Annotated in this window: 15 protein-coding genes and 1 other RNA gene; 5 read left to right on the top strand and 11 right to left on the bottom strand. The window is 38.5% G+C overall.

Translation table 11 applies throughout. The annotated features are described in order from the left end of the window. The first annotated feature begins 56 nt into the window (after window positions 1-56). Window positions 57-1,658 carry a b(o/a)3-type cytochrome-c oxidase subunit 1 gene (locus tag FAR12_RS13405; RefSeq protein WP_425456180.1) on the top strand — a complete coding sequence of 534 codons (1,602 nt, stop codon included), beginning with the start codon at window positions 57-59 and terminating at the stop codon, window positions 1,656-1,658. 83 nt (window positions 1,659-1,741) lie between these two features. Here FAR12_RS13405 and FAR12_RS13400 read toward each other — a convergent pair whose 3' ends face one another. Both FAR12_RS13400 and FAR12_RS13395 read right to left on the bottom strand, forming a co-directional pair. Next, window positions 1,742-3,262: a carboxypeptidase M32 gene (locus tag FAR12_RS13400; protein WP_126409161.1), complete on the bottom strand. Its 1,521-nt coding sequence runs from the start codon at window positions 3,260-3,262 to the stop codon at window positions 1,742-1,744. Window positions 3,263-3,393: 131 nt separating this feature from the next. Continuing rightward, complete coding sequence (locus FAR12_RS13395; protein WP_126409207.1) at window positions 3,394-3,627, bottom strand: DUF2249 domain-containing protein; 234 nt, start codon at window positions 3,625-3,627, stop codon at window positions 3,394-3,396. Between the two features lie 189 nt (window positions 3,628-3,816). Here FAR12_RS13395 and FAR12_RS13390 point away from each other — a divergent pair, with 189 nt between their 5' ends. The 4 genes from FAR12_RS13390 to FAR12_RS13375 are packed head-to-tail and all read left to right on the top strand — an operon-like array spanning window position 3,817 to window position 5,855. Beyond that, window positions 3,817-4,059 carry a DUF2249 domain-containing protein gene (locus tag FAR12_RS13390; RefSeq protein WP_126409160.1) on the top strand — a complete coding sequence of 81 codons (243 nt, stop codon included), beginning with the start codon at window positions 3,817-3,819 and terminating at the stop codon, window positions 4,057-4,059. Continuing rightward, a complete protein-coding gene (locus FAR12_RS13385) occupies window positions 4,056-4,262 on the top strand; it encodes a DUF2249 domain-containing protein (protein WP_126409159.1) in 207 nt (68 codons plus the stop codon). The genes FAR12_RS13390 and FAR12_RS13385 overlap by 4 nt, the downstream gene beginning before the upstream one ends. A 14-nt stretch (window positions 4,263-4,276) precedes the next feature. Next, window positions 4,277-5,521, top strand: coding sequence for a hypothetical protein (locus FAR12_RS13380; RefSeq protein ID WP_126409158.1), 1,245 nt, complete (start codon window positions 4,277-4,279; stop codon window positions 5,519-5,521). 13 nt (window positions 5,522-5,534) lie between these two features. Next, window positions 5,535-5,855 (top strand): metal-sulfur cluster assembly factor, encoded by a 321-nt coding sequence (locus FAR12_RS13375; protein ID WP_126409157.1) that lies wholly within the window; start codon window positions 5,535-5,537, stop codon window positions 5,853-5,855. A 13-nt stretch (window positions 5,856-5,868) separates the two neighbouring features. On the opposite strand, the gene FAR12_RS13370 is transcribed toward FAR12_RS13375, so the two are convergent. The 9 genes from FAR12_RS13370 to FAR12_RS13335 all read right to left on the bottom strand — a co-directional run bounded on the left by FAR12_RS13370 (window position 5,869) and on the right by FAR12_RS13335 (window position 15,445). Continuing rightward, a complete protein-coding gene (locus FAR12_RS13370) occupies window positions 5,869-7,794 on the bottom strand; it encodes an ATP-dependent DNA helicase (RefSeq protein WP_126409156.1) in 1,926 nt (641 codons plus the stop codon). A 101-nt stretch (window positions 7,795-7,895) separates the two neighbouring features. Beyond that, on the bottom strand, window positions 7,896-8,069 hold the full coding sequence (locus tag FAR12_RS23460) for a hypothetical protein (protein WP_170972198.1): 174 nt from the start codon (window positions 8,067-8,069) through the stop codon (window positions 7,896-7,898). Window positions 8,070-8,126: 57 nt separating this feature from the next. Continuing rightward, on the bottom strand, window positions 8,127-9,269 hold the full coding sequence (locus tag FAR12_RS13365) for a THUMP domain-containing class I SAM-dependent RNA methyltransferase (RefSeq protein ID WP_126409155.1): 1,143 nt from the start codon (window positions 9,267-9,269) through the stop codon (window positions 8,127-8,129). Between the two features lie 449 nt (window positions 9,270-9,718). After that, an RNA gene (gene rnpB / locus FAR12_RS13360) (RNase P RNA component class B) lies at window positions 9,719-10,102 on the bottom strand. 73 nt (window positions 10,103-10,175) lie between these two features. Beyond that, window positions 10,176-10,487 (bottom strand): cell division regulator GpsB, encoded by a 312-nt coding sequence (gpsB, locus tag FAR12_RS13355; protein ID WP_126409154.1) that lies wholly within the window; start codon window positions 10,485-10,487, stop codon window positions 10,176-10,178. A 78-nt stretch (window positions 10,488-10,565) separates the two neighbouring features. After that, on the bottom strand, window positions 10,566-11,129 hold the full coding sequence (locus tag FAR12_RS13350) for an SLOG family protein (RefSeq protein ID WP_126409153.1): 564 nt from the start codon (window positions 11,127-11,129) through the stop codon (window positions 10,566-10,568). A 63-nt stretch (window positions 11,130-11,192) separates the two neighbouring features. Continuing rightward, a complete protein-coding gene (locus FAR12_RS13345) occupies window positions 11,193-11,606 on the bottom strand; it encodes a CotD family spore coat protein (RefSeq protein WP_126409152.1) in 414 nt (137 codons plus the stop codon). A 304-nt stretch (window positions 11,607-11,910) separates the two neighbouring features. Continuing rightward, window positions 11,911-13,161, bottom strand: coding sequence for a DUF6340 family protein (locus FAR12_RS13340; RefSeq protein ID WP_126409151.1), 1,251 nt, complete (start codon window positions 13,159-13,161; stop codon window positions 11,911-11,913). A gap of 19 nt (window positions 13,162-13,180) precedes the next feature. Further along, window positions 13,181-15,445 carry a DEAD/DEAH box helicase gene (locus FAR12_RS13335; protein ID WP_126409150.1) on the bottom strand — a complete coding sequence of 755 codons (2,265 nt, stop codon included), beginning with the start codon at window positions 15,443-15,445 and terminating at the stop codon, window positions 13,181-13,183. Window positions 15,446-15,604 lie beyond the last annotated feature (159 nt).

Genomic DNA, 15,604 nt, shown 5'->3' with positions numbered 1-15,604 from the left:
CAATGATAAAATCTCCATTGAAATCTAAAGTGGATCCTCGTGATGGCAAGCTAGCAATGGCTCATTTATATGTAGCTTTTATCGCTCTTTTAGTCGGTGGCCTTGCTGGTCTCTTACAAGTATTAGTTCGTTCAGGTAAATTTCAATTACCTGCTGGAATTGGCTATTATCAAATATTAACTGTACACGGTGTTGTTTTAGGACTTGTATTAACTACATTTTTTATTATGGGCTTTCAGCTTTCAGTCGTAAGTAAAACGGCGGGTACTTTTACAGATAAGCAAAGGACTGTAGGTTGGATTGGTTTTTGGATTATGACGATCGGTACAATTGCTGCTGCAGTTATGATTTTATTAAACAAAGCATCCGTTTTATATACCTTCTATGCTCCATTACAAGCGCATTTTATCTTTTACCTAGGGTTAACACTGGTTGTCGTAGGAAGTTGGACTGTCGGTGCTGCGATTATTATGAAGTATGCAGAGTGGCGAAGAGCGAATCCAGGACAACAGAGTCCTTTGTTGACCTTCATGGCTCTTGTTAATACGTTAATGTGGATTGTTGCTACGATTGGGGTTGCAGCAACTGTGTTAATTCAATTATTACCTTGGTCATTAGGTTGGGTCGATACGGTTAACGTAGCAGTAAGCCGTACGTTATTCTGGTACTTCGGTCACCCATTAGTATATTTCTGGTTATTGCCAGCCTATATGGTATGGTATGCAATCATTCCAAAAATCATTGGTGGAAAAATATTCTCAGATTCATTGGCAAGAATGTCATTTATCTTATTCTTATTGTTCTCAATCCCAGTAGGATTCCACCATCAATTATTAGAACCTGGAATTGATGCTGCTTGGAAATTCCTACAGGTTGTACTAACATTTGCTGTTGTTATTCCATCTTTAATGACTGCATTCTCTTTATTTGCTTCGTTCGAAACTTTTGGACGTTCAAAGGGTGCAAAAGGACTATTTGGTTGGTTGAAGAAGCTTCCATGGGGAGATGCTCGCTTCACAGTTCCATTCATCGGCATGGTTGCCTTTATCCCAGCAGGTGCTGGCGGTATCGTCAACGCATCTCACCAAATGAACCAAGTCATTCATAACACGATTTGGGTAACTGGTCACTTCCACTTAACGGTGGCGACTGCTGTTGTTCTTACTTTCTTTGGTGCTGCATTCTGGTTAGTGCCGCATTTAACTGGCCGCAAATTAACAAAGAAAATGAATAAGCTTGCATTGATCCAAGGGTCCCTTTGGGCAATTGGAATGACATTTATGTCAGGTGCGATGCATGCTGCAGGACTTCTTGGTGCACCTCGCCGTTCGGCTTTTTCTGATTATGGTGGTTCTGCCCAAGCAGCTGAATGGATTCCTTATCAAATCGCGCAAGCAGTTGGTGGTTCAATCCTATTTATTGCGATTATATTAATGCTTTATATCTTTATCAATCTAGCATTCTTCGCACCTAAAGGTGAACAAGAATTCCCAGTTGGAGAAGCACTTCACCCTGAAGAAAAAGCTCCAATGGTATTCGAAAACTGGAAACTATGGCTTGGAATTACAGTGTTATTAATTCTTTTTGCTTACACAATTCCATTTATCGATTTGATTCAAAATGCACCTCCAGGGTCTAAAGGTTTCAAGCTCTGGTAATCCAAGATATATATAAGAAAGCTGTGCCAACTAATTAAGTGGCCAGCTTTCTTTTTTGTTTAGAATACAGTTCACTCAAGATACTAGTTTAAGCTGTATACTTTATTATATTTATCATACAGGTAATCGACTAAATACTGTGCATTCAATCCCTCACCAGTAACATCCTGTAATATCTCAAGTGGCTTTTTCATGGAGCCAAATTGATGAATTCTTTCCGTTAACCATTCTCTGATTGGTTGAAGGTTCCCTTCTTCTAGCAATTGGTCGTAATTCGGCAGGTCCTTCAACATCGTATTTTTGAATTGAGCTGCATACATATACCCCAAAGCATAGGATGGGAAGTATCCAAACGAACCACCTGACCAGTGGACATCTTGTAGGACTCCATTCGCATCTGAATCAGGTCGAACGCCCAAATATTGCTCATATTTTTCATTCCAAATTTGCGGAAGGTCCTTCACTTCAATTTCATCATTAAATAAGCCTTTTTCAATTTCATAACGAATAATGATATGCAATGGATACGTTAATTCATCTGCTTCAATACGAATCAAGGAAGGCTTAGACTCATTGATAGCCCGATAGTAGTCTTCTACTGATACATCATTAAATTGACCTGTAGAATAGGATTTTAAAAGCTCATAATTTTGTTTCCAGAACGAGTAGTTACGACCAACAAAGTTCTCATAGAACAGAGATTGAGATTCGTGGATTCCCATTGATGTACCTGTGCATAATGGTGTTCCGATTAAATCCTTCGAAATATTTTGTTCATAAAGGGCATGCCCCCCTTCATGAATTGTACCGAACACAGCAACACGGAAATCCTTTTCATCATATTTAGTTGTCACGCGCACATCGCCAGGATTAAGTCCGATCGCAAAAGGATGTACCGTCTCATCTAACCGACCAGCTTGGAAATCGTAGCCCATTTGTTTAAGAATTTCCAAACTTAGCCCCTTTTGTTGCTCTTTCGGGAAGTTTTCAAATAAGAAGCTGGTCTCAGGCTTAGCATTTGATTCGGAAATAGCCTTCACAAGTGGAACAATTTTTTTACGTAGTTCGCCAAAGACATTATCCAAAATTTCAACGGTGATGCCCGGTTCATACATATCTAAAAGAGTATTGTATTTATTCCCTTTAAAGCCCCAATATTGAATGAATCGCTTATTTGTTTCCACAAGCTTCTCTAAATAAGGTCTAAACAATTCAAAATCAGAATTATCCTTCGCTTCTTCCCATACGCTTTCTGCCTTCGATTGAAGAATGACATATTCTTTATACTCTTCAGCTGGAATTTTCTTATTGCGGTCGAATTCCTTTTTGCATTCTTCTACTGTTTTTCTTGTGACTTCCGAAATCACACCACTCGCTTCGTCACTTAAGAGATTCTTGATATATGTAGCCATTTCTTCAGACGTCGACATTTGAAATACCTCTGAAGATAGCACACCAATAACTTGAGAACGCTGCTCAACACTTTTCTTCGGTGCACCTGTACGTAAATCCCAATAAACTAGCGAAAGTGCTTCACCATATGCGCACATTTTTTTGACATATTCTAAAAAATCCTGCTCTAATTGCTTAATGTTTTCACTCATATGAATCCTCCTAATCTACAATTCTTTTCCATTTTATCATATTTTTCAGAAAAGTTATCTTGAAAAGAAGGAAAAATTAGTCAAGCAAAAAACGTTATTCTTGCAAATAACGTTTTTTGCTTAAGGATGATCTATTTTTTACCAATTGCGACCTTCCAGACTTCTGGACCTTCCTCTAGGTATTCCCAACTAAATTGATCTGGTCTCTCTACCGTAAATTGATACCATAATGGTTTGGGATCATGGTCATTAATTAGTTGCATAAATTCCCCTGACTGAAGTTCGTCAAAAGTCTTAAAAATGATTGGATGCTTTTCTCTCGGTGGATAATTTGGTGCAATAACCTGTGCAGTAAATTCTCTCATCATAAATACTCACTCCTATTTTTCTAGTTTGGAAAACTACACTCCAAGTATATGGGCTGGAAAACACACAGATAGTGACACCTATCACACTCTCTTGAAAATCTTTTTTTCATTTGTGATTCATATCACGATTCCATTCATTGAAAATGATTATCATTAAATTATAGAAATATTAAAGGAGTGACCTATATGGATAAAAGAATTGTTGAATTAGATGTACGTGAGGATTTAAAAAACAAAATCGAGCCTTTTCAAAAGATTATGGAAGCTGTAAAAAATTTGAGTGCTGGAGACGTATTTATTCTTCATGCTCCTTTTAAACCAGCTCCACTTTTTACTGTATTAAAAGCAAAGGGCTTTGAGCATGAAGTAGAAGAGATTGAAAAGAAACATTGGAAAGTTACTTTCACAAAAAAAGGTGATGCAAAATGATTCTCGATAATCGTGGACTGGAACCACCAAATCCAATGATGAGAACTTTAAAGGCAGTAGAAAAGCTTGAAAAGGGCCAAAGCTTGAAAATTATCAACGACCGCAGACCGATGTTTCTGTACGAACAGCTCGATGAATTGGGCTATAAGTATATGACAGAGCCTAATGATGATGGCAGTTTTACGATAGAAATTACGAAGTAAGGAACGTGATGTTCATGACACCACAATCAATAGGTAGTGAAACGAATATCAAGCTACCCTTTTCTTTCATCTTGTTTAGTATTCTAGCAATCATCGTTTCTCAAGTTTTATTTCTTTTCCATGGAGAAGCACTGATAAATGGGCAATTCCGTATACCTGCGATATGGTCTGCTGCTCACTTATTCATTCTCGGTTGGGCGCTTATGATTGCGATGGGAGCAATGTACCAGTTGGTCCCTGTCGCATTTCTAACAGCGATTTGGAATGAAACATTTGGCTTTATCCAATTTGCCGTCACGGCCTTAGGCGTGACAACATTTGCGATTACCTTGTATGTGGCACCTCACCTAGCTCTAGTTCCAGGTCTAGTCATGCTACTAGGAATATTAATGTTTTTGTTCCAAATGGGCATGACACTTAGAAAGCAAGCGGAGCCGAACATCTTAACTCTATTTGTTGGGACAGCATTAATTTGTCTATTTCTTACGATATTACTAGGGATCACATTGGTTATCAGTATGAAAACAGGTTTTGCCGGGGAACTTTATCCCCTACTCTTTAAGAGTCATTTATTATTGGGAACAGCTGGATGGTTCACGTTATTAATCTTCGGATTTTCTTATAAAATGGCACCCATGTTTTCCCTTTCACATGGGTATGAAATGAAGCTCGCCAAGTATGTATATGGTTTTTATGTTTCTGGCTTGGTCTTTATTATTGGTTCATTTTTCTTGAATCAAGTAATCTTGCAAAAATTTGGCTTCTTTTTACTCTTAATCGGTTTCAGCAGTTTTCTTTGGCATATCGTGACCATCATAAAAAAGAGAATTAAGAAAAAGCTAGACCGACCTTTTAGCTTTGCCCTACTTGCGATCCTTTTTGGAGAAATCATTCATCTACTCGCATTTATGGCTGTGATGACGAATCATTTTTCAAGCTTCGTTGGCCCTTTAATGGTCGCTTACTTGATGCTTTGGATTGCCTTAAGTATTATCGGATATCTATACAAGATTGTTCCATTTTTATGGTGGACACACAAATATTCCAAAATTATCGGCAAGGCTGATGTTCCAACAATGAAAGATATGATTAATGAGAAATTGGCCCTCCCTCTATTTATAGGATTTATTCTTGGAATTGCAATTGTCTCGTTCGGGCTTGTGTGGAAAGTTACTCTTCTCTTTTACATCGGTCAAATTACCGTAACGATTGCTTCCATTGTATTTGGAATGGCTATTCTTGCAGTTATGAAAAAATAGGAGGTAGATCTTCATGGATGTTCAAAATCAAGCGGAATTACTAGATAAAATTCGCAACAATTTAAAAAGAGTACTAGATCCTGAGCTTAAATTAAATGTTGTCGACTTAGGTTTAATTTATGATTTATCACTCGTGGAGGAAAGGGTTGCTGCGATTACGATGACCCTTACAACGCCTGGCTGCCCGTTACATGATAGTATTGTCAGTGGCGTGAAGTACTGTGTAGAAGAAATGGAAGAAATCGATCGAGCAGAGGTTCAACTCGTCTGGGAACCTGCTTGGTCCCCTGACAAAATGACCGAAGATGGCTTGCGAACACTTGGGAGATTGTAAGAAAAGAGACAGCCTATTTGGCTGTCTCTTTCGGTTCAGTAGGTAAGACCTGTTTAATCTTATCTAATACATTCGTATTCAAGCTATCTTCTAGTAAAATGTGAACAGTTCCTTTATCCTCATGCGTTCGAATTAAGCGACCAATTCCTTGGCGCAAACGAAGAATCATATAAGGCATATCCACTTCTTCAAACGGATGATTTGTTCCTTCTCGCTTCGCTGTAAAGACTGGGTCATGTGGCGGGAACGGTAAATCAAATATAATCACATTTTCTAACGAGCTTCCTGGGATATCAAGTCCTTCCCACAAATGGGTAGAGCAGAGAACAGATTCTTCTTCATTTTGAAACTTCGAAACTAGTGTACTAATTTCAGCATCGCCCTCAAAATAAATCGGAAAGTTTGTTTGCTCCAAAGCATACTGCTTGAATTGTTTCATGTCATCCTCATTTGTAAAGAGGACAAGTCCTCTACCGTTTGTACTCTTTAATGCATTTAATGTATACTCCAGCTTTTGCTTGATGAGCCCTTGAGCAAAAACAGGCATTTGAATGACCATATTTTCATCGTAATCAAACGGAGATGCAACAGAAAATGATAGAAAGTCGTCAATCCCCAAGCTTTTCGCAATGTACTGGAAGGATTGATTTTCAGACAAGGTCGCAGAAGAAAAGACAAATGGTTTCTTTTGCGAGAATACTTCTTCTCGCATAATATCTTCGACCATTCTCGGCATAATAACGAGCGTTCTTTCCTCATTTGTTTCTTCAAACCAGATAATGCCTTTTAACTCTTTTAAGAAGAGAGATAAAGAATGCGTAATTTGCTCTAAATATTCTTCAACAATTTTTAAATCGTATTCGTTAATCACATACATTTCGCTTTCAAAAACAAGCTCTTCTTCTAATGAAAAAAGAAGTTGCTGAAGTTTTTTCCCTTGCTTCAATATCTCTGGAGTTTTCGTCAACATCTGTTTCTCAGAGTCTGAAGCTTTCTCTGCCACCCTTTCGATCATTTCAAAGAATCGTTCATTCTCCATGATCGTTTCGTCGATAATGTGAAGCGTTTTTTCACGTACATTATTTTCCATTAATCTTGTTAGGAGCGTTTCTAAAGTTAACTCCGATAATCTATAGGTTAATGCCTTCTGGCTCGCAAATTCTAGAAGATGTCCTTCATCAAAGACAACACAAGAGCTTTCTGGTAATAATGGCAGCTGTCCTTCTCGTTTTCTTGAATCCTTCGTCCAAACATGCTCCATATAAAAATCATGAGAGCAAATAATCAAATCAGCTGCATTTCGATAATAGTCACGGTGCAATGTTTGTCCACAACGATGTCGCATCTCACAAGTAAAGCAATCCTGTAACGGATCCCAACCAACTTGATTCCACTCCTCGTTCGTCAACCCAGGGTAATCTCTGCGGTCACCATAATGAGTAAAGGATTGCATAGAGGAATCACGATGAACAAAATCTGGAAGACCATCGTAAACTTCACTAAAAGGTTCACCATCATGTACTGCCTTATCTAATTTTTTCATGCAAAGATATTGATCTCTTGATTTTGCCAAGCGAACATCGATGTCCAAATTCAGTGCTTTTTCAAGACGGGCGATATCCCCTTCTTTTTTCACTAACTGTTCGATCAAGGTTTCATCGGCACAAGCAATAATTGCAGGTCTATTCATATATCTTGCATAGCAGATCGCATATAGATGGTAAACGATTGTTTTCCCTGTTCCTACTCCCGCTTCAGCAAAGATGACTTTCTTTTCTTTAAAAGCTTTTTCTAATTGAAAAGCCATGTAAATTTGTTCATCTCGGAGTTCAAATCCTGCCTCAGGCAAAATGTCATAAAATACGTCTCCGATCCATTCACCCAATTTATCTATAAAGGTTTCTGTTTTTGAAACCGAAAATGGTAACCTTGTCTGCATGAAAATCCTCCACATATCAAAATGAAAAAGACTGGCTCTAAATCTTGAAGAGTCAGCCTCTTGATTATATATGTTTATTCTAAAAAAGTCATATAAAGAAATTAACCATTAATATGGGACATTGAATAAGACAAAGCCCGCTTCAATTCTTCTTGCGCACTCGTGAGCTTTTCCAACGCTGGATCATTCAGATCTTCACCTTCATGTTGAAGAGCCTCGAGCGAATATGTAATGGCCCGTTCAATCGAATTAAAATCAATTAAAGAATATCTCATTGTCATGCCTCCAAATCATATTAATGACAATAGTATTCTATTCAATTTTAACCCATTTTATACCTGATTACGCGGTGGTCTCTTTCCCCAATATTGGTAGTAATCTGTTCTTATAAAACCATTAAAGAGCTTTCTTTTCTTCGTCGCTGGTTTTCCATAGCAAGCTTCAAAATTTTCATTTGAAGTCAACATATAGACAGACCAAGTATCATATGGAGCAAATGCTTGGCCCATGTCACGATACATTTTTTCCACCTCATTCTTATCGCCTAGACGCTCTCCATAAGGTGGATTGCCGACAATGACACCATAATCCTTTGTCGTTGTGAAGTCTTTTACTTGCATTTGCTTGAAAGTCACCAAATCTCCTAAGCCTGCTTCAAATGCATTCTCACCTGCGATTTTCACCATTCTGTGGTCGACATCAGATCCCGTAATGTCTAAAGGTTGATCATACTTAGCCAGATCCTCTGCTTCAGTTCGCCCTTCATCCCAAAGCTTATCAGAAATCCAATCCCAAGCCTCAGACACAAACTCGCGATTAAAACCTGGAGCAATATTTTGACCAATTAATGCCGCTTCAATTGGAATTGTTCCTGAACCGCAAAAAGGATCAACAAATGGTCGCTCAGGTGTCCAATTGGTTAATTGCACAAGTGCTGCTGCCAATGTTTCTTTAATCGGCGCTTCCCCTTGACCCGCTCGATATCCCCGACGATGCAACCCTGCTCCACTACAGTCGATCGTTAATAGAGCTACGTCTTTCAAAAGGGACACTTCAATTTTGAAAAGTGGTCCATTTTCATCAAACCAGCCTGTTTTTTTATATTGATTTCTTAACCTTTCAACAATCGCTTTCTTAACAATTGCCTGACAATCGGACACACTGAAAAGCTTTGATTTTACTGATTTTCCCGATACAGGAAACTCAGCATTTTCCGGTAAAAATTGTTCCCACGGCAAGGCTTTCGTTTTCTCAAATAACTCATCAAAGGTAGTAGCCTTAAACTCTCCCACCTTAAGCTTGATTCGATCAGCTGTTCTTAGCCAAAGATTGCTTCGAACAATCGCTAATTCGTCTCCACGGAAATTGATTCTTCCATTTTCCACTTCACACTCATACCCTAAATCTTTTACTTCCTTTGCTACAATCGCTTCTAATCCCATTGCTGAAGTAGCTATTAGTTGATATTTAGACATTTCTTCACCCTTAATTTTAAAAATTCTTCATCCCATATCCAGAAAAAATATTCACCATATGGAACTGGTCTTGTAATATCGTACCCTTTATTAAGGTCACATTTATCTTTTTTTAAAAAGTTTTTTCTTAAATTAATCACAGCTATGTATATTATTTAAATTCCCTTGAGAATTTTTGGCCTTACGTTATCCCAAAACAATAAAAACGGACTTACTGAGTGCAATTTAGTTTGTGCATCAGTAATTATAACACCTAATCATATAAGCTCATACCTTTGCGGCAAGATTCTCCGTAATTTAGAGTGCCTTAGATTTATCAGTACGTGTAATAAGCCCCGTTTTTCTAAAATCCATAAGGGATTTTGGTGAGGTATTTCAATATTTATAACTCATAAGAAAAGCTCCCCAAATGGAGAGCTGAACTTTTTTATCATATTCCATTAATAACGTTCTGTAAGCCATGTTTTGTACCATCGTACTGCAAACGACTTACGTCTTGTACTCCGGTGGTAATCATCTATCTACAGATTGAAACAATCTGTCCTTCTCCTTGTTCAGTTCCAAGTGAGAAAGTGCCCCTACCATAATTTGGGTTTCTCGCTCGTGGGGTTTACCTCGTTCCACCCTGTTCATTTCTGAACAGGCTACGTCACTGTGGCACTTTCAAAGTATTCATGCCATATCTTAAAAAGACTTAGGCATTTTCCCTGCCGTCAGCTCATGACAAGCTGCCCTAGCTTATGACTTCGCTAGGCACGAACACTACAAGCATCGCAGCTTGTGCGAGCATGGACTTTCCTCTACAATTTGCATTGCAGCGATTACCCGAACGTTATTAACAAACGGACAATTTCTATTATAGGTATTCATGTTCGGAATAGCAATGGTAATAAAAGTTAATGATTTTTACTCGTAAAGCTTACTTCCAAAAACATGTTTCTCCAAATTTGATAATCTTTTTAAAATATCAAAATTCGTTGTACCCGCTGCAGCTGATTGCGCTGCTGGAGCTGGACGCTTTGAAGATTCTTCAGCAAGTCTCTTTAATCTTGCGTTTTCTTGCTGTAGCTCTTCAATTTCAACCTGCATCGTTTCATAATCCTTAATGATGATATCAAGAAACTTATCTACATCCTCAGGCTTATATCCGCGTACCGCCGTTTTAAACTCTTTTTCCAAAATATCTTTAGCAGTTAATCTAATTTTATCTGAATTCATTATAATCACCTCTAAACGCCAATCGTTATCATTATTTTTTCAAAAATATGCAACTTTGTCAATTTTTCTTTTGAACAGCTAATATTCCGTGCTGTTCATTTGTTCTTCTTCCACTATTGCTTGCAGGTCATAAAAATCGATCAAATAGATTTTGTAATCTGTTTTTTGCTGATAGTTTTTTGCTGTTTCATACAAAAACTTAGGACTTCCATCTCGTTCGGAATCGTATAAAAGAATTAGTGCATCACTTTTTTCTACTAAAAATTGATTTTTCAAGCGGAACTGCATTGGATTTTCATAGGGCTTCTTCGTTATAGAATCCACATAATCTGCCTGCATTAAAATGGACTCATACCATTCCTTTTTCTCATCCTTCCAGTTCTCCTCTTGATTCAAGAAAGGCGTAATAACCGCAAGTTGCAAATACTCATAGCCATTTTCCTGCAAATCAAATACGACCTCAGCCGCCCAAAGCTCAGTCCCTAATTGTCCGCTAATGATGACCCATTCCAGTCCATCATCCACTAATGACAAAAGCTGCTTTTTTATTGCAGCCTTAATGTAGTGTACACCGGGATCATTTGGCTTAAATATTCCTAATTCATGGGGTTTATAACCAGATACAATAGCAACCTTTGACAAAGCAACAATCTCCTTAATTCGTATGTAAAAACAAGGGCTTTTATGAGCCCTTGCTGTTAACTACTATCTTCCAAATGGTTTGCGGCCGAATGGCATTCCTCCGCCCATAGATCCTGGAGCTACGCCACCACCGAATCCGCCTGGTGCTGCTCCTCCTCCAAAGCCTCCGAATGCTCCTGGGGCTGCGGCTCCACCAAAGCCTCCAGCAGCAGGGAATCCGCCACCACCGAATGTAGCAGGGGCAGCTGCAGTTGGGGCAGCTACAAAGTTTTGGTTTGTTACTACTGTCTCAGTAGAATTTGTTTGTGGGAAGAAGTGCTGATGCTGATAGTTCACATGGTTCACTGTTGTTGTATGTGTTGGGTGAATGTGAGGAACTATATTATTCGTAAATGTTTGGTTCACACATTGTTTAGTAGGATGAACAACAGCAGGCAAAACATTAGAAACATGTGGTTTGCAACAATGATGTTTCATAAATCTGCTCCTTTCATAGTGATATTACTTACATTAACAGCCTATGATAAAGGATTAGATCTTGTACTAATCAAAATACCTATTTTTAAGCGAAAGAACTTACTAGACGAAAAGTCCTTATAAAAAAGAATAAAGATTCGTTTTTAAGTTCATAAAAACAATAGCAGTTAAACAAATGACAAGAAAAAATAAAAATAAAATTGCCTTTTGCAATGAAACCACGCGCTCCTTCATTATAATTCCATACAAATCAATATTTTACCTGTGTTCATACGAATAGACAACTAGGAAATTAGTGGTTTTTTCATGATTTATTTAATTTTCTTTTTAAGCGTTCCAGCCTTTTTTCAAGCTCCTCCAACTGTGGTTGTTTCTCGGTTCTCCAAATTTTCATTTTCTCTTGTAAGATCGACATCGCCTTCTTGCAATAGGCCATTGCGTCCTCGATATTTTTCTCTCGATGTTCATAATATTTAGCCAGTTCGACACAGGATTCAATGGCGATATTCTTGTTGCTAACTTCAGCTAATTCTTTCCAGAGAAGGATCGCTTTTTCCCATTCCTTTTGCTTTTTTCGTTCATAGGAGAGCGCAAGCTTAGCCTTCACGGAATCCTTTTCATCCCCAATGGCTGCTAGAGTTAGCGTCTCTGTAGCCGCACGAGTATCTCCAAGTGCCGCATACCAGCGCCCTACCTCATAGCTTTCGGTAATCGTTCTTTTCGCATCAATATTTAACAGTTGGAAAGTTAAATGTGTATATAACGTAATCAAAGACAATATATCCATTTCATTATGCTTTAAGATTCCGAGCATCCCATCCGGTTTTCCGCTTTCCACAAAATCAAAATAGATCATCGGTGCTAAAAAGCCTGGGACATCCTCAACTCGCTCGACCCCTAAAACTTCTTTTTCCACAATCGATAGCTTAAGTCGTTCTAATTTATGTTTCCATAAGCGCCTTGCTCCATGAAACAAATCAAAATGACCAAAAGAAGGCAATTTCGGTACATGCTCTCGAATTAAGGTGTGTCTTGTCTTCACCTGTGGCCAGTCAAAGGCTTTGCCGTTGTAGGTCACAAGTGTCGTGTAGTCGATATTTTCCAAAAAGCTTTGATAGAGTGGAACTTCTCCACTCGGATTAGGCAGAAAATGTTGTCTTAAAACCACTTTGTCTTCTTGAAATGATGCATACCCAAGTAGGAAAATCGTGTTTCCAACTCCTCCGCCTAAGCCGGTTGTTTCTGTATCGAAGAAAAATAATTGCCCTGCCTCAAATCCATTTGATGATAACGGATGTTGAAAGCTACTGTTATTCCAAGCCTGAACTGCGTGAAGAAACTGCGAAAACGTATAATTCCCATACTGCTGGTCTATAGGAAATACTTTTTCCCTCACAAAACAATAATGGTTATCGTAATAATATGGGCTTACTCCTTCTGCTTCCCACTGTTCTAGGAATGGTATCTCGTTAAGATTCTTTGTATCTTCTACCTTTACTTCTTGTTCAGCGGATAAATGAGGCTTCAAGCGATTCAATTTTTTCCGAAAGGACATTTACTTCACTTCCTAAATACTACAGAAATTTATTCAATATTTTTAAGGCATCTTGTTTCGCGAATTCACTTGTTGTATCCGTACCAGTACATGAAGGACAGCCACTCTCGCATTGACAACGTTGAATCATCGCTCGTGCTTCCTTGATGACAGTTTCCATCCCATCATAAATCTTCTCACTCAGACCAATTCCACCTGGGTAACGATCATAGAAAAAGATCGTAGGCTTTTCATTGTGAACTGCCTTTACCTGAGGTACCACATGGATATCCTGTGGATCACTCATCACAAAAATTGGTGCAATAAAACGTAATGCGTGAGCTGCACCGATTAAACCTTGTTCCATTCGTGCCTCTGTCAGTTCAGTCAAATCTCCTTGTACTGAAATCCACGCAGAACTCGTATGAAGTTCTTCTTCTGGGAGACTAATAGGACCTGAACCGATATTCTCATGTGTATCAAATTTGATCTTTTTGAAGAGCGTAGCTTTTGCTAATATACTTACATCTCCATAGCCAACTTCCATATGGTCGATACTACGTTTTTTATCTATTTCTAGTACTTTTAATTCTACGGCAAGATTGGCGTCCGTAAAGTAGTCGACATCTACTTCTCGAACAAACGCCTTCTTTTCCTCCCAATCTAGTTTTTCAACCTGAAATTGGGTGCCCTGATGTAGATAAATAGCTTCTTCATGCAAAAGAGTCATCGCAGAAAAGCGGTCCATTTCACCAATCACCTTCACGTTCGCTACATTTGATTGATCAATGATAACAATATTCTCTTGCGATGCAGAGCGAAGACTAATGTTATGAGCTGGGAATGAATCATTCATCCAATACCATTTGTCGCCATTTTGATAAAGGACTCTTTCCTCCACCAAATACTCTAACACTTCCTCTGTTTCAAAGGCGCCGAATTGCTCTCCTTTTTTAAACGGAAGCTCATATGCCGCACACTTGATATGATCGATTAAGATAATCAAGTTATCCGGATTGATTCTGGCAGTTTCAGGACTTCTCGTGAAAAAATAATCCGGATGTTCAATAATATATTGGTCAAGAGGACTTGAACTTGCGACCATGATCACAAGTGCTTCACTATGTCTTCTTCCAGCTCGTCCCGCCTGTTGCCAAGAGCTTGCAATTGAGCCAGGATAACCAGTCATAATGCAGACTTGGAGCTGTCCAATATCGACGCCTAATTCTAAAGCATTCGTACTAACAACCCCATATATATCCCCATTTCGAAGCCCTTTTTCAATCGCTCTTCTTTCTGTCGGTAAATATCCGCCCCGATACCCTCTGATCGCCTTTGGACCAAGCTGATTTTTCACTAACTCTTGTAGATAGGTTAAGAGAATTTCCACACGGACACGACTTCTAGCAAACACGATCGTCTGAATTCGATTCTTCAGCAATTCACCAGCTAGTTTTCGCACCTCAAGCGTTGCACTTCTACGAATATTTAATGGTTTATTGACGATCGGTGGGTTATAGAAAAGAAAATGCTTTCTTCCACTCGGTGCTCCATTATTATCAATGAGCTCCATTTTTGTACCCGTTAAATTTTCTGCAAGCTCTAAGGGATTCGCAATGGTCGCAGACGTACAGATAAAAATCGGGTCACTTCCATAAAAACGACAGATTCGTTGTAATCTGCGAATGACATTGGCGACATGACTTCCAAATACGCCTCGATAAATATGAAGCTCGTCGATCACGACATATTTCAGATTTTCAAATAATGATACCCATTTTGTATGATGAGGAAGAATCGCTGAATGCAGCATGTCAGGATTCGTTATGACAATATGACCAGCCTTCCGAACCTTTTCGCGAATCGAGGCCTGTGTATCTCCATCATATGTATAGCTATTAATCATTAAATCTGCTTCTTGAATAAGCTCATTAATTTCACTTTTTTGATCCTGTGCAAGAGCTTTTGTTGGAAAAATGTAAAGAGCCCTCGTTTGAGCATCCTCTGTAATTGCCTGTAGAACCGGCAGATTATAGCACATGGTTTTCCCAGATGCTGTCGGAGTAACCGCAACAATATTCTTTTTCTCCTGTACGGCTTCGAATGCCGATCTTTGATGCGTATACAGTTCGTTAACCCCACGCTTTTGTAGTGCCAGCCTTAAATTTTCATTTATTTGTAACGGAAGCTCCACTGTTTTTGCTTCCTTCTCCTCAATCGTATGCCAATGAACAATATTTTCATTAAATTTATTTTCTAGCTTTAATTCTTTTAAAAATTCCTGTAGGCTTTTTCGAACCTTCATGGTTTCACCTCGGGTAGACTCGTATTAACTCTATAATATCGAATAAACGTTCGCAGAAAAAGAATTTTAGACAATTTTTTATTGGAAATTATTTTCTGAAGTTTTTTCACATTTACAACATAATTATGAAGCTTCTATGACAATCCACGTTTCAAATAG

Origin of the sequence: Bacillus yapensis, from assembly GCF_005280205.1 — a bacterium.
Classification (GTDB): domain Bacteria; phylum Bacillota; class Bacilli; order Bacillales; family Cytobacillaceae; genus Robertmurraya; species Robertmurraya yapensis.
Note: the sequence above shows the minus strand (reverse complement) of the source record. Positions and strands in the feature narration are given on the sequence as shown.